The 13225-nt window shown below is 55.8% G+C and carries 13 protein-coding genes; 6 read left to right on the top strand and 7 right to left on the bottom strand.

Annotation, left to right across the window (positions count from 1 at the left end; translation table 11 throughout):
* Positions 1–40 precede the first annotated feature (40 nt).
* Positions 41–1345: a helix-turn-helix domain-containing protein gene (locus U741_RS0107235; RefSeq protein WP_029889815.1), complete on the top strand. Its 1305-nt coding sequence runs from the start codon at positions 41–43 to the stop codon at positions 1343–1345.
* Positions 1342–2478 carry a beta family protein gene (locus tag U741_RS0107240; RefSeq protein ID WP_029889816.1) on the top strand — a complete coding sequence of 379 codons (1137 nt, stop codon included), beginning with the start codon at positions 1342–1344 and terminating at the stop codon, positions 2476–2478. The genes U741_RS0107235 and U741_RS0107240 overlap by 4 nt, the downstream gene beginning before the upstream one ends.
* A 428-nt stretch (positions 2479–2906) precedes the next feature.
* On the opposite strand, the gene U741_RS0107250 is transcribed toward U741_RS0107240, so the two are convergent.
* The 5 genes from U741_RS0107250 to U741_RS0107270 form a co-directional block, all read right to left on the bottom strand.
* Complete coding sequence (locus U741_RS0107250; protein ID WP_029889818.1) at positions 2907–4157, bottom strand: type II restriction endonuclease; 1251 nt, start codon at positions 4155–4157, stop codon at positions 2907–2909.
* Positions 4154–4606, bottom strand: coding sequence for a very short patch repair endonuclease (locus tag U741_RS19960; RefSeq protein WP_029889819.1), 453 nt, complete (start codon positions 4604–4606; stop codon positions 4154–4156). The genes U741_RS0107250 and U741_RS19960 overlap by 4 nt, the downstream gene beginning before the upstream one ends.
* Before the next feature lie 4 nt (positions 4607–4610).
* Positions 4611–5816: a DNA (cytosine-5-)-methyltransferase gene (gene dcm, locus U741_RS0107260; RefSeq protein ID WP_301331319.1), complete on the bottom strand. Its 1206-nt coding sequence runs from the start codon at positions 5814–5816 to the stop codon at positions 4611–4613.
* Positions 5817–6111: 295 nt separating this feature from the next.
* The gene (locus tag U741_RS0107265) at positions 6112–7458 is read right to left on the bottom strand and encodes a Y-family DNA polymerase (protein ID WP_084154723.1); all 1347 of its coding nucleotides are present in this window, start codon (positions 7456–7458) and stop codon (positions 6112–6114) included.
* 81 nt (positions 7459–7539) lie between these two features.
* Positions 7540–8046: a LexA family protein gene (locus U741_RS0107270; RefSeq protein ID WP_200872690.1), complete on the bottom strand. Its 507-nt coding sequence runs from the start codon at positions 8044–8046 to the stop codon at positions 7540–7542.
* Between the two features lie 219 nt (positions 8047–8265).
* Here U741_RS0107270 and U741_RS18895 point away from each other — a divergent pair, with 219 nt between their 5' ends.
* The 4 genes from U741_RS18895 to U741_RS0107295 all read left to right on the top strand — a co-directional run bounded on the left by U741_RS18895 (position 8266) and on the right by U741_RS0107295 (position 10929).
* Positions 8266–9369 carry an endonuclease gene (locus U741_RS18895; protein WP_152551525.1) on the top strand — a complete coding sequence of 368 codons (1104 nt, stop codon included), beginning with the start codon at positions 8266–8268 and terminating at the stop codon, positions 9367–9369.
* A gap of 98 nt (positions 9370–9467) precedes the next feature.
* Positions 9468–9638: an H-NS histone family protein gene (locus U741_RS19185; protein WP_152551526.1), complete on the top strand. Its 171-nt coding sequence runs from the start codon at positions 9468–9470 to the stop codon at positions 9636–9638.
* A gap of 173 nt (positions 9639–9811) precedes the next feature.
* On the top strand, positions 9812–10144 hold the full coding sequence (locus U741_RS0107290; RefSeq protein WP_029889825.1) for a YegP family protein: 333 nt from the start codon (positions 9812–9814) through the stop codon (positions 10142–10144).
* Between the two features lie 131 nt (positions 10145–10275).
* A complete protein-coding gene (locus U741_RS0107295) occupies positions 10276–10929 on the top strand; it encodes an SOS response-associated peptidase (protein ID WP_043110230.1) in 654 nt (217 codons plus the stop codon).
* 287 nt (positions 10930–11216) lie between these two features.
* Here the strand turns inward: U741_RS0107295 and U741_RS19190 are convergent, their stop codons facing one another.
* Together U741_RS19190 and U741_RS0107305 are read right to left on the bottom strand one after the other, a co-directional pair.
* Positions 11217–11915 (bottom strand): MAE_28990/MAE_18760 family HEPN-like nuclease, encoded by a 699-nt coding sequence (locus tag U741_RS19190; protein WP_029889827.1) that lies wholly within the window; start codon positions 11913–11915, stop codon positions 11217–11219.
* The gene (locus U741_RS0107305) at positions 11912–13024 is read right to left on the bottom strand and encodes a DUF262 domain-containing protein (protein ID WP_029889828.1); all 1113 of its coding nucleotides are present in this window, start codon (positions 13022–13024) and stop codon (positions 11912–11914) included. The genes U741_RS19190 and U741_RS0107305 overlap by 4 nt, the downstream gene beginning before the upstream one ends.
* Positions 13025–13225 lie beyond the last annotated feature (201 nt).

Below are 13225 nucleotides of genomic sequence, written 5' to 3' on the forward strand. Positions count from 1 at the left end.
TCGTGTTGTACACAACATATATGTTGTGTGATAATAGAGCATGTTTTCTAGCGCAGTAATCTCAAACGAACGACAGGCCCGAGACGTCGCATCCTCGATCGAGCAGATCAGCAGTGCGTTGTCTTCGGAGCAGGTGCTGAAGGCAATCGTAGGGGGGCTCCCTCGCGAAGTGATCGAAGGAGTCCGCCGCTCACTAATCTATGAACGGCGCGAGCTTGTAGCAACGCTGGAGTCGTACCAAGCCGCGAAAAGTGGCGACTGTGCACCAATGAAACAGCGCGCCGGTGATGATCCCGGTGCTTTATTGATTGTCGCCCGAATCGTACGCGGATGGTCACAAAAGGAGCTCGCACGGAAGCTGGGGCTAAAAGAGCAGGCGATTCAAAGGTACGAGGCTGAACGCTACCGCAGCATAAGCCTGTCCAATCTGTTGAGAGTTGCACGGGCGCTTTCTGTTGACCTTTCGGCCGAAATCAGCAGCCCACGCGAAGCGTACTGGGTGCCTCCGATGCCCTCATCCGCCGAAGTCCAAAAAGCCCTAAAGCATGCCCGAGATAACGAATGGATCCAATCCAGCGAAGTTGCAGTCGATGACGGCGGACTGAGTCAGCTCACTCGATATATTGCAGAGCACGTTGAGGTGCATGGGACGCCGTCCCTCCTGAGGACGGGCCTGAATGTAGTCGATCATTCAGGTGACTGGATGCTCCTTTCATGGAAGGCCCAAGTTACTCAACGGGCCAAGGCCGTTATTTCGAAGCACAAGGTTAAGTACCGCACCTTGGACGTATCTTGGTTGATGGACTTGGTTCGTCTGAGTAGTGTTGAAGATGGCCCAATTCAAGCTGTAAGGCTGCTACTGCAACACGGGATCATTTTAGTTGTAGAGCGACAGATTCCAGGGATGGCTGTAGACGGTGCTGCCTTTCTAGTAGACGACGTGCCAGTGATCGGAATGACGCTGCGCCGAGATTCTCTTGATAACTTCTGGTTTACGCTCATGCATGAAGTTGCTCACGTGATCCTGCACTATCGCACGGGACTTTCGGCTGGCTTTTTCGACGACGCTGAAGCGGCCCACGTGGACGAAATTGAAGCCGAGGCAAATGCCTTTGCGGGCAGCTTGCTAATTCCCGAGGAGATCTGGTCCCGCTCTCCCGCGCGCATTACCAAGTCGGCCGAGCCAGTTGAGCGGTTGGCTACGCAGCTTGGAATTTCTCCTGCAATTATCTTCGGACGCATTCGGATGGAGCGCAAAAACTTCGCCATATTTTCCAACAAGATTGGGCGCGAAAAAGTCCGCAAACAGTTTCTCTCATCCTCCAACAACGGGTTGCCCTCATGAAGCGATCATCATTTCTCTATTGCCCGGCGCTGCGAATGAAAGCGGGTGAGCTTGCAGGGGTGCGCGAACTGGCTGAAGACGTGGCCAGCTGTACGCTTCCACGCTTTATTGTGCCCCCTCCCGAAGAGCGCGATGGGACGCAACATGAGCTTTTCGCAGTCGACAAGACGCCCGATATCAGCTCTTTGATATCGCGACATTGGTACGGTCGAGCGGCCTTAATTGATTCAACATATCTGCTGGATGAGTGTGGCCGTGAACGAATAGCGGAATGGCTTCCGCAGATGTTCTCGCAAGCCCGCAAGGCTGGAGTCAGGGCCATACCGATGGCAGGCTTGAGTGATCTTGGAGCTATTGAAGCTGCTGCCTTCCGAGCGGCAATTTCGAGTGACCACACGCTGAAATTCGCGATATCCGTGTCGTCGGACGATATGGTGGGGCCGTCGTTCCAAACCGACTTGAAAGCCGCGCTGACACGTCTCGACTTGGCTGAGCACGATTGCGCTGTAATTGCCGATTTTCACGCTGCCGACTTTTCGGACCCCGAGCTTGTGGCGCCAATCATCAATGGCACGCTTGAGTTGCTACAAGATCTTGGGCTGTGGCAGCACGTCATATTCCAAGGGACTCACTATCCTGAAAACAATCCCGCAGGACATGATGCGGTCTTCCTTTGGCCTCGCAACGAATGGATTGCTTGGAAACGGGCCGTAAACTTCGATCCCTCAACTGCTGCGAATATAATGTTCGGAGATTATGCTGCCGACTGCGCGAAAATTGCCTTCGGAGGTAGCGGGGGCGCTCCCATCAAGCATTACCGATATACGACACAGGATGATTGGCTAGTGGTGCGTGGTCCGAAGGATGGTAAGAACAAAGCAGCTATGCAGCGGGTTTGTCAGAAAATTCTTGTGAGCGGCAAATTTGATGGCCCTAGTTTTTCGACCGCCGACGCTTACATTCACAGGACCGCAATGAACCAAGATGGTCCTGGAAATCCAACGACTTGGCGTCAAGTGAACACTACTCATCACATTACTCGGGTTGTGGTCGATCTTGGAAAAGTACGCGGCGTTAGCATTGCCGAACAGACTGTAGAACGCGCAAACCAGATGGACCTACTGGACTTTTAGCGTGGAGCTCAAGTTTTCTTTCCGCTGTTGGGCGCAGTCTTCGGAGTGACAGGGTCCGCTACAAGCAGAGCAGGTAGTCTGCCCGGAGAGATGCTGCTTCAACGAGGAGTGTCGGCTCGCCTGATCCAGCTCGATGAGAATTCTTTCAGGTTGACGACTGAGGGCGCGCTCGTCGGTCAGCGCTTCGGATACGCCTGACCTGGCTGGTAGCGACGGTGTAAGTGGGCTTGATGGCCATTCGCAACTCCAAAGGCGTGATATCGATGCGCCCTTTCTCTTCGTCACTCAAGACCAGCCAAGTCAAAGACTCGTCGCCCGGATCTCGGAACGCCTCTAGCATCTCGACAATGTCGTCTTTTTTAATCAATGGAGCAGTCCAACATTCATCGACATCCAGCCTCGTGGCGTGAGTGGATAGCAGAGGGCCATCATGCGCCCTGTCTCACTCGTACCAAGCTTATGAAATCAGCGAAATTCATCAACCATGCCTGCTGAGCCAGTGTGAAATCCCGATGAAGTGGTTTCGGCACCACCAGCTGCACGTTGCTGTCCCTCATCTGGTCAGTCTGTTTCTCGGAGATTGCAGGCTCCAGGGTCAGTAGGTGCTTCAGATTAATGCGATCAGCCTCCTTCGTGACCTGGCGCCAGCGATCCTTTGCCGTTGTTTTCGCGCCAAGCATGGTCAGACTCTCTTCGGGAAAGCTGGAGTCGCGGTACTCAATACCCCCAGGGAACAGGAAATCGGGCCGATTGCCTCGTTCCGTCACCACCCCACGAGAGTGACGTACCTCCAAGTCTCCTAGAATCACCTGTACGTGGTTTTCAAGTGCAGAGCCCGCGCGCGACTTTCTACGGTTCTGAACTGAAAGGGAGAAGCTGAGGAAACCATCCACGTCCGGGTCATCCTCCCGAAGGAAACCCTGCCTCAGGCGTTCGCCGAGCAGATGCTTTTCAAGCGTCCGGAACAGGACCTCCTCGCGTTCCATCCATGCCATGAGTGTCTGATCAGCACCATCAGCCATCGGGCGAACGTCCGGGAGAGTCTCGCGGGCGTAGGCTGAGAAGTCCTTTGTCTTCGGGAAGGCGGGTCCGAAACGGCGCAACATCTCATCGAGATATGTTTCATCACTCAGATCGGTAACGATTCCGATCTGTTCAAGAACGATGCTGGCGGCAAATCCGAGACGGTCCTGCTCCGTCTCAAGTTCGGCGCGTACGCTGAAGCCGGGATGAGCCAGATCGGTCAGCCCGAAAAGCCACTGGAGCTGCGTGGAAATGGTTGATGCAGCTTCTGCGATGATCACCAACACATGGTCATCCGGCGTGCGCGCGATGAACAGGACATCGCCCGCCGAAGCACACTGGGAAACCTGTGTCGTCGGGAAGTAAAGCCGGTGTTCGGATCTACCCGTGCGGGCTGCACTCTTCGCACGCGCGTCGTACCAGGTGACCCACGATGAGGCCACTACTGGCTCATCACCGTTTTCATCAAGGTAGAGCATTGTGGCCTGAAACGGGTGCCTCTCCGTGCCCGCCTCCCCGAAAATCTTGATCAACGGATTCGAGCCATTGAATTCGTGCTGGTTGGACTTGACCGGGTCAGCCTCAACAGCACTGAGCGTCTTGGCAGCGACACCCGTGAAGTACTCAGAAAGAAATCCGTGCCGTGGTCTGCTCATTTTCCGCTGACCTCCCCTATGGTCGCGTTTGACCTCACGAACTGATCGATCAGGAATACGGTCTCCTCGATCCCTCGCGCAGTACGTCCCCTTATGGCGCACTCCCACACTGTCAGGATCTTCCAGCTGCGTGAGCTCAGCGTTTCCGTGATCCTTGCATCCCTCTTTCTGTTGGTCTCGATCTTTGCCTGCCACCATTCCTGCCTCGTAGCGGGCAACCTGAATAGATGACAGGGATGGCCGTGCCAGAAGCAGCCATTTACAAAGAGAACAGTCTTCCACTTGGGAAGCACAATGTCCGGAGAACCCGGAAGTTCTCTCACGTGCAGACGATAGCGATATCCGTGCGCGTGAAGTCCACGACGGACCATCAGTTCTGGAGCTGTATTTCGGGATCTGATGCCCGACATCATCCTGCTGCGGGTGGCAACGGAGACGATGTCAGCCATTTCGTCAGGCCGCAGCGAAAAGAAGCTGCTGGTGCTCGGACTCCCCGGATGCCATAGCCATGATGTGAGGCTTCATCAGTCTTGCGGTCTCGGCCATAACCGGCATGACGACCGAGTTCCCGAACTGCTTGTAGGCCTGAGTGTCGCTCACCGGAATCCTGAAACTGTCGGGGAGGCCCATCAGCCGTGCGCACTCTCGTGGAGTCAGCCGTCTGGGATTCCTGCGATTCTGGGCGACCAGTATCTCGCTGCCGTCCTTGTAGTAGCGGGCTGAAAGGGTTCTGGTTGTGTCAGTCCCCGTCACGAGTCCGAAGCCAAAACCGTTTCCCTTCTCCCGGTGTTTGGCTGCGTAGTTCTGGAGATAGGTCCAGAGGTTGTCCGTCAACGTGTACTTGGGGTTCACCTTCTTCTTTGCATGATTGAAGAAGCGGTCTTCATCATGCTCGATCCGTGGCTCCGATCCGTCGGTGCGGTGAAGTATCGACGCCAGTCGCGGCCCCTCTTTCGGAGCCCTGAACGCATCCCATGCAAAGTCGGTCTGCTCGCGGAATCCCACTATCAGGATGCGCTCCCGGTGCTGGGGAACGAATGAGATTCCATCGATCACTCGGAAGTGGATCTGGTAGCCCAGCTCTTTTTCTAGGACGTCGCGGATGGTGCGGAAGGTATTGCCCTTGTCGTGAGAAAGCAGATTCTTCACGTTCTCCAGAAGAAACGCTTTCGGTCGGCAGGCCTGAATGATCCTCGCCACATCGTAGAAGAGGGTGCCCTGCGTGGTGCATTCGAAGCCATGAGGCCTTCCCAGTGCATTCTTCTTGGAGACACCGGCAATGGAGAAGGGCTGACAGGGGAAGCCCGCAAGAAGAACATCGTGAGCGGGTATCTCCGCAGCCGGGTCGAGAACTTTGGTGATGTCTCCCGCCACAGGATGGCTTTCACCAAAGTTAGCGGCGTAAGTCTTCACAGCCCAGTCATTCCACTCGCTGGTGAAGACGCACTTCCCGCCAGCCTGCTCGAATCCCATGCGGATTCCGCCGATACCGGCGAACAGGTCGATGAACGTGAAATCGGTCTCGCTCGAAGGGCCTGCGTTTGCCCTTCTCGCCTGCATTGCGTCCCTCAGCGCAGGAACGATCATAAGGGGAGCCTCGACCTCTCCCGCGAACCAGCGTCTGACGGTTCGCTCGGACTTGCCCAGTACGTGCGCCATTTCTGCCTGAGTCATGACTTGGGATGCGGCTCTGAGAGCATCTTGGGCTTGAGGGGTCACTGGGACGTTATCTCTGGGAATTATTTAGGACATTCTGACCGTTTTCACACCCCGGGATCAACATCTCGACAGCAGCGCCCCCCATGGCGAGGTTCGGTCTATCTTTGGCGTCTGTTTCAGCGCCCTCGACGAAATCAAGTCGACCTCGAAGGTGTCCGAGCATGCACTGCATGTGGAGGTGTTCCAGAGTTGGCTGCATCACCTCGCCACTCACTTTTGTGGATGGGTGGCTGGCTCACTGCACCGTGGGCAGCGAACGCCAATCCGTCGTGTAGGCCGCCGACAGGTTGCCGCGCTTCATGCTCCAACTCTTGTGGATGCCTGCACCTGCTGTTTGTAGCGTGCGACTGCCATAGCGCCGATTAACGGTGTCGAGTGCGGCATTCAGCCGTTCCCGCTTCTCTCTACCTGCCGTGTCCTCAAACAGCGTGATCTGCCGTTCTGTTCTGGGGCTGAGGTCGGTGAGCATGATGGATGCTTTTTGGTAGATGTACCCCTCGCGGTAAAGCTGCTTGAGCATCCTGATGGCGTACTGCCCAAGTACCAAGGTGTCGTCAGTGGCTTCAGCCAGCTTGCAGCTGATGGCCTTGTTGTACTGGGGCACATCCGGCTTGAAGGGATTGGTTCTGATACCCACCTGCAACATCCCGGCGATGGATCCCTGGGCGCGCAGCTTCTCGGCCGCGCGGGCCAGATAGGTCAGAACGGCCTCTCGGAGGTCTGCCTCTGAAGTCACGTGCCGACCGAAGCTGCGTGACGACAGGATCTGCTGCTTCTTCGGTGACAGCTCTTCAAGGACGAGGCAACTGATGCCGTTGAGCTCTTCGACGGTCCGTTCCAGAACCACCGAGAACTGACCCCGAATCCGCTTTGGGTTGGCCTCCTTCAAGTCCTGCACGGTGTTGATGCCCATAGCCTTTAGTTGTTCGGTCAATCGACCACCCACGCCCCAGACCTCACCGACATCCAGGGATGACAGCCATTGTTGCTGTTCATCGATGCTGAGCGATTCCAAATCGAAGCTGCCTGCCCATTGGGGGTTCTTCTTGGCAATGTGGTTTGCCAGCTTGGCGCGGGTCTTGGTGCTGCCGATGCCCACGCAAACCGTGAGACCTGTCCACTGTTGAATCCGGTTTCGGATGAGCAGGCCGTGGTCTCTGAGTGAGGTGGTGATCAATCCCATCCCAGAGAAATCGAGAAAGCACTCATCGATGGAGTAGACCTCCTGTCTGGGGGCCATGCCCCCGAGGATGGTCATCACCCGATGGCTCATGTCGGCATACAGGGTGTAGTTACTGGACAGCGCTTTCAGCCCCTGAGCTTTGAACTCTCTCGGCACCAGGTGCCAGGGCTGGCCCATCTTGATGCCGAGAGCCTTGGCTTCGGCAGAGCGGGCCACCACGCATCCGTCGTTGTTCGACAGTACAACCAGCGGTTTGCCCACGAGCCGGGGATCGAAAACGGCTTCACAGCTGCAATAGAAGTTGTTGACGTCGACCAGGGCGAATCGGGTTTGCAGCCGTGGCCGCGCTCCGGTCGCGAGGCTGGCGGTGTTGACGCTAGATGGGGTAGTCGTGTCCATGCCCAGAAGGCTATTGGGCTGCTGTCTCAAACCGTGAGACGCCGCCCACTGGTGCAGCGCCAGATCTCACAGCCGCGCTGCCTAAAACCGACGCACCGATCCAGTGACCACGCCCCATAGCGTGCAGTCCTCCGCCTGGTCGAGATAGAGGATGGGGTACTCATCACGCAAGGCGGCATTCTCGGAGACCAGTGCCAGCCGTCCGCCGGATAGCCGTGAGAGGCGCTTCACGTAGAGATCGCCCGAGTAGCTGGCCACCACGATATGACCAGGCCTTGGTTCGATGGAGCGGTCGACCGACAGCATGTCCCCCTCGAAGACGCGGGCATCGACCATGGACTCGCCGCGCACTCTCACGAAGAAAGTGGCGGGTGGATTGCGCACCATCAACTCGTTCAGATCGAGCGTTTCTTCGACGTAGTCGGCCGCCGGGGACGGGAAGCCCGCCTGTGGGCAGGGTGAGGCAATCAGCGGCAGGCGTTGCGAGATTGGTTCTGGATGCGCGGGGCCAAGATGAAAGGCGTTTCTTCTGAACATCGCGGAAGGAAATTGCGGCGTGTGGGTTGCCGGGATCAGAGTGCGCTGCATGGGGAAATGCCTGAAGGAAATCGTGGGCTGTCTGGATATACAGTCTCACGCACTTCGGCAGTCGGCAAGCCGTCGAGGCCGGTGTTGATGTGACAGGGGGTGGAAATGACTATCACTTTCGCGCTGACTGTTCTGCTCATTCACGGGCATCTACGGCGACAATGATTCACCTCTAATTTCACCGTCAGCCCGGTGCTCAAGCGCGCTGGCTCGCTCCCAATGCCCAAAACAAAAACCAAGACCCCTAGGTCGCGGCCTCCCCGCCGGAAGGCAGCGCCAGCTCGTCGCACGCACTCGCGCCTTGGCAAGCTGATCGTGCCGCTGTGGGTGCTGCTGATGGTGGTCCTGGTGATCGCGTTCGTTCGAACTGAGCCTGGATCGGCATGGGTGGTCAAGACACTGGCGAATCTTGGGGTTGAAAATCAGAGCCAGCTCCCGACAAGCTCTAAGCCGAGATTAGTGGCGGCGAGCTCTGAAGGCGCACCCGAGGCCGCTCCTGCATCCAGACCTCCCGCACGGGACCTGGCGGCGGCAACCAGAGCCGGTTCAACGCAGGTCCCCATCCCCAAAGTTTCACCGACACTGAAGCCGGTTACGGTCGATAACGAATCACCGGATTCTGTTGGGCAACAAGCGTGGAAGCAACATCAGGCGATCATCCTGGAGGCGTCATCAGGCTTTCCAGCCAGCTTTGACGCCGCGAAGGAAATGCTGGCGCGAGACGTCTATTTTGACGTTCGGACGGACCGGTACTGCGGTTGCACCTTCGACGGTGGCCTGCGCGTGGACCTCTCGACCTGTCCGATGAGGACAGCGCTCTTCGAAGATCGGCAAAAAGGAATCGAGTGGGAGCATGTGGTCCCAGCATCCGATTTTGGACAACAGCGTCCTTGCTGGCGTAATGCCCCAGCCGGGATTGATGGCAGAACTCACTGTGGCCGGGTCGATGAGGCTTTCCGGGTTATGGAAGCCGATCCCCACAACCTGATCCCGGTCATCGGCGCGCTGAATGGCATCCGCTCGAATTACCGGTTCGGGGTGGTCACTGCCGGCAACGAAGACCCTGTCGTTTCTGGCTGCGGATTCCGGGTCGCCAGGGAAGGCGGGGGCCGCTTCGTCGAGCCGCCAGATGAGGTGAAGGGCAAGATTGCCCGAATCCATTTCTACATGGAGGACCGCTACGGCCATCGCATTGGCAGGTCGCAGCGGAGACTTTTCGATGCCTGGAATAAGCAGTTTCCACCCGATGCATTCGAGATCGAGCGGGACCAGCGACTGGCCGCGATCACCGGGGTGTCGAATCCGTTTGTGGTGCTGTACTGACCGCAGCAACCCTCCGAGCGTCTGCCCGAATATCATCAACCTACGGTCCCGACACGGACTCTTGGCTCCTTTGCTTTTCCACCAACCTGAAGGATCACATGACCGCTCCCAACCCCAGTCACGAAGAGCTGCTGGCGAGCATCAAAGTGCTGGAAGCTCAGGCCCGGATGATCAAGGCGCAGGAGCGAAAGCAAGAGATTCACAAGATTCTTGAGCTGATGAGACAACACGGGGTCGAGATCGCTGACCTCCGGAGGCTCAGGCGTTAGCGTTCAGCCGGATCGTCAGGCTCTCGCAGCGCGCACTGGCCTCTGGCAGGAAGTTGTGTAGGTGCGCTGACCGAGCGTAGCGGGTCGAGGTGATCTGCCTGAGGGGAATCGATGTCACCTTGATGAGGTGTTGATCCGATACATTCTGGATTCCATTCCAGAGGGGACACACCATGGCGGGCTACTACACGCTATTCAAAAGCGACAAAAGCGGCGAGTATTACTTCAACCTCAAAGCGGGCAACCACGAGATCATCCTGCAATCCGAGGGCTACACCGCGAAGAGCGGCGCCGAAAATGGCATCGCCTCTGTGCAGAAGAACGGCGGCGATGAAGCCCGCTACGAGCGCAAGCAGTCTGACAAGGGCAACTTCTGGTTTTTGCTGAAGGCCACCAACGGCCAGACCATCGGCAAGAGCGAGATGTATACGACGGCGGCCGCTCGCGACAAGGGTGTGGAGTCCGTCAAGACCAATTCCTCGACGACGGTCATCAAGGAGGCTTGAGCCCCCGGTTTCTGCTTGACGCGCCGAACAGCGTTTTGGATTGGCGGGGGTAATTGCCGGGCAGTTGTCCCCGTCAATCCGAATTCGCTGGACAGGGGCCGTCATGGTTGCTGAAACGGGGTAGCGCGGACATGTGCGCCAACTTTCAACCGCCGCCACTTGAGAAGCTGCTGGCCTGGGGCTTCGCCATTGCCGAAGACGCTCAGTACAAGGCGGAGGTCTTCCCCGGTCAGGTGGCGCCGATCGTCACCAGTGCTGATCCATACCGGATTCATATGGCCTGCTTTGGCCTGGTGCCGCACTGGGCGGAACCCAAGCTTGCCCGCATGACCTACAACGCCCGTAGCGAGACGGTCGCCAGTAAACCCAGTTTCAGAGCCGCCTGGCGTAACGGGCAGCTCGGCGCCATCCCGGTTCAGAGCTTCTTTGAGCCCAGCTATGAATCCGGGAAAGCAGTCCGCCATGCCATCCGCCGGAAAGACCGTGAACCATTCTGGTTGGCGGGTCTCTGGGAGCGGAGGCTAGACGATCCCGGCCCAACGCGGATGTCCTTCACCCTGTTGACCATATCTGCCGAAGGGCACTCAATCATGGGGCGAATGCATGAACCTGAAGACCAGAAGCGTTCGGTTGTGTTGCTGGACGGAGATGAGCGTAATGAGTGGCTGAATGCAAAAGCTTCAGATCGACATCACTTCATGCGGCTATTCGAAGAAAGTGATTTCGAAGATCAGGCTGAGCCAAGTGAGCCCAGACAGTCCGCTAGAAAGGTATCTGGGCATTGATGAAGTTCGACAGCGAGCAGCCCAATTCGGGCGCGCCAAGCCTCACTATCGTCCAGCTCAATATCGAAGTGCATGTCATACAATGCTGCTTGGCCGTTGACGCAACACACACCGTCGGGCTCATACCTCGAAGCGTCCAGGACGTAGGGGTCGGGTTGCGATCAACGGCTATTGCAATGTGGAGCGTTTCCAGCGCCAGTATCAGGTGCCAGCCGCGCACCTCGGCTACTACCGACCTTTATAAATCCAGTTAGTCGCGAAACAGCCCCAACCGGACACTGGCTCAGCTAAGCGAGGTGCACTTTACCCTGAGCCACAATGGTGTCAGTTAGTGCTGCCAAGGGTAGGCGATACGCAGTCGTCGAAGCAAGGTTTTCTAAGTCTGTTTTATACATTCTCAATAGTTTAATAACCGCGTCGGCCAACCCCCGAAAAGCATCAGCGCTCAGATCCAACCACTCACCGTGCGCTATGGTATTTCGCTTCCTCAACAACTGCTCGTCAATCAAATTGTAGTAGTGCTCGTATGGCGCAAGTGAAATGCCGAGGGAAATCGCGATGTCTTTGAAAACCTCAGAGCTAAGATTTGATTCAGTGTCGATCGCGTTCGATAGAGACAGATCTGCCCTTGAGTCGCCCGCCGTCCTGAAAAAATTTACGGCTTCTATGTTTACCATTGATCTTCGTGAGACCACTAAATGTTGGATGTGTTGCTTCGCGCAAAAAACTATAAAGCAGCTTGTTAGCTCGCTGTATTTCAGCCGCTGCGCAGCTACATGTGAAAGGTATAGCTGAGACGCTTGCTTGATGAATCCCTCCCAGTGCGCATAGACAAGAGGGACCCCAGCCCTGATCACTGATGCCGCGGCAATACTTGTTCTAGAAATGGCTTGCGACTTGAGATCGCCAATCTCTTTCACACGCCATGCAGATGCCTGATCAATCTCGGTTTGAAAATCCGAAATAGTACTTAACTTACTTTTCACGGCGAAAAAGTAGGTTGACCAAGTGCCAGCAGATTTGAAAGGCGTGTTGTGCCACGGACTCCGGCGCCAGAGTTTGTTGTAAAGGTGTCGTTGCCCCACAAAGCGACACAACGGTCGCGCAAGAAATCAAGGCGTTCGGTCTGTGTCATGTCTTCTAAAGCTTCCAGATTCTTCGAGACACCAATGGCGACAACCTCGAAAAGACTCATTAAAAACTTTCCGGTGAAGGACTGTGTAGCATTATTCCATCTACGAAAAGAGTCTGATCCAAGTGAGTCGTTCAAGATCGTGAATGTGCGCTCAAATATCGATTGCTCCTCGTTCAAATTAAAAGAATCGTCGGTAGTCAAATCAAAAATCGCTTTATCAAGATACTCGTTGACATCCAAGCCTCGCTGGTATTCCACTTTTCTGAAAGCAAAAAAACGAAGTGCGAGTTCGACGTGGACCTGTTTCTCAATCGCGTTTTCGGTCTGGTTTATCACGCTGACGAACGGGCCAAAGTTGGCAAGTGATGAAAGCCATCGCTGAAAGCTACTATTCAGCATCAGACCGACACAATTGCGAACTTCCTGCTCCGATAAATTTGCACCCCCCGTATTTAATCTCTGGAAAAGCTCGAACTTTGCATGTGGATCGCTTTCCTGCTTCAGAATTTCAACGCGCATACGCGCTCGTTTGATCTGGACTTGGGTGGCAGTACCGATACCATCTCCAGCATCTGGTGCTGACTCCTCCCAACGCTTGTCCAGCAAGCTTGGTATTAACTGTGTTCCCTCTAGCGGATCAGCTAGGACCACGTCTCCATTATGGTCTTTTAGCAGTCCAACGAACTCCAAGATCGTTGACAATCGCTGTAGGCCGTCAATCAGCTCCCACACCCCATCTTCATTTTGGTAAACAAAGATTGGTGGTAGGGGCAAACCCAAGAGGATCGATTCGATAAACCGGGTTTTCCTAGTTGCTTTCCACCGGAATAGCCGCTGGAACTCCGGGTTGATTCGTATTTCTTCGTCCCTATATAAGTTCATTAGCTCGCCCACTGACATCTCGTATCCATCCGAGACGATCTTCTTTCTTGCCTTAGCAACTTCTTCGACGAATACCATTGAACGTGTCCTTGTTAACTTCTGTTTGGAAAGCTTAACCTGAGTCGACACGCCCGGGATTTCAGGGCAGCAGAGTTCAATGGCTTCCGCGTAGCAATTTTCATGTCCGCTTCTGGCCCCTCTATAACTCTCTGTGAAAAGCCTAAAGGAGACATCTTACCAAGCGTATTAGGCTAAACCCGTTGGTTCAGCGGCGGCAAG

The sequence above is a fragment of the Polycyclovorans algicola TG408 genome (genome assembly GCF_000711245.1).
GTDB lineage: Bacteria > Pseudomonadota > Gammaproteobacteria > Nevskiales > Nevskiaceae > Polycyclovorans > Polycyclovorans algicola.

What these genes read in the sequence shown, in the direction of transcription:
- U741_RS0107235 (WP_029889815.1), top strand. Translation starts at nt 41, where the DNA reads ATGTTTTCTAGCGCAGTAATCTCAAACGAACGACAGGCCCGAGACGTC.
- U741_RS0107240 (WP_029889816.1), top strand. Translation starts at nt 1,342, where the DNA reads ATGAAGCGATCATCATTTCTCTATTGCCCGGCGCTGCGAATGAAAGCG.
- U741_RS0107250 (WP_029889818.1), bottom strand. Translation starts at nt 4,157, where the DNA reads ATGAGCAGACCACGGCACGGATTTCTTTCTGAGTACTTCACGGGTGTC.
- U741_RS19960 (WP_029889819.1), bottom strand. Translation starts at nt 4,606, where the DNA reads ATGGCTGACATCGTCTCCGTTGCCACCCGCAGCAGGATGATGTCGGGC.
- dcm (WP_301331319.1), bottom strand. Translation starts at nt 5,816, where the DNA reads ATGGCGCACGTACTGGGCAAGTCCGAGCGAACCGTCAGACGCTGGTTC.
- U741_RS0107265 (WP_084154723.1), bottom strand. Translation starts at nt 7,458, where the DNA reads ATGGACACGACTACCCCATCTAGCGTCAACACCGCCAGCCTCGCGACC.
- U741_RS0107270 (WP_200872690.1), bottom strand. Translation starts at nt 8,046, where the DNA reads ATGCAGCGCACTCTGATCCCGGCAACCCACACGCCGCAATTTCCTTCC.
- U741_RS18895 (WP_152551525.1), top strand. Translation starts at nt 8,266, where the DNA reads ATGCCCAAAACAAAAACCAAGACCCCTAGGTCGCGGCCTCCCCGCCGG.
- U741_RS19185 (WP_152551526.1), top strand. Translation starts at nt 9,468, where the DNA reads ATGACCGCTCCCAACCCCAGTCACGAAGAGCTGCTGGCGAGCATCAAA.
- U741_RS0107290 (WP_029889825.1), top strand. Translation starts at nt 9,812, where the DNA reads ATGGCGGGCTACTACACGCTATTCAAAAGCGACAAAAGCGGCGAGTAT.
- U741_RS0107295 (WP_043110230.1), top strand. Translation starts at nt 10,276, where the DNA reads ATGTGCGCCAACTTTCAACCGCCGCCACTTGAGAAGCTGCTGGCCTGG.
- U741_RS0107305 (WP_029889828.1), bottom strand. Translation starts at nt 13,024, where the DNA reads ATGGTATTCGTCGAAGAAGTTGCTAAGGCAAGAAAGAAGATCGTCTCG.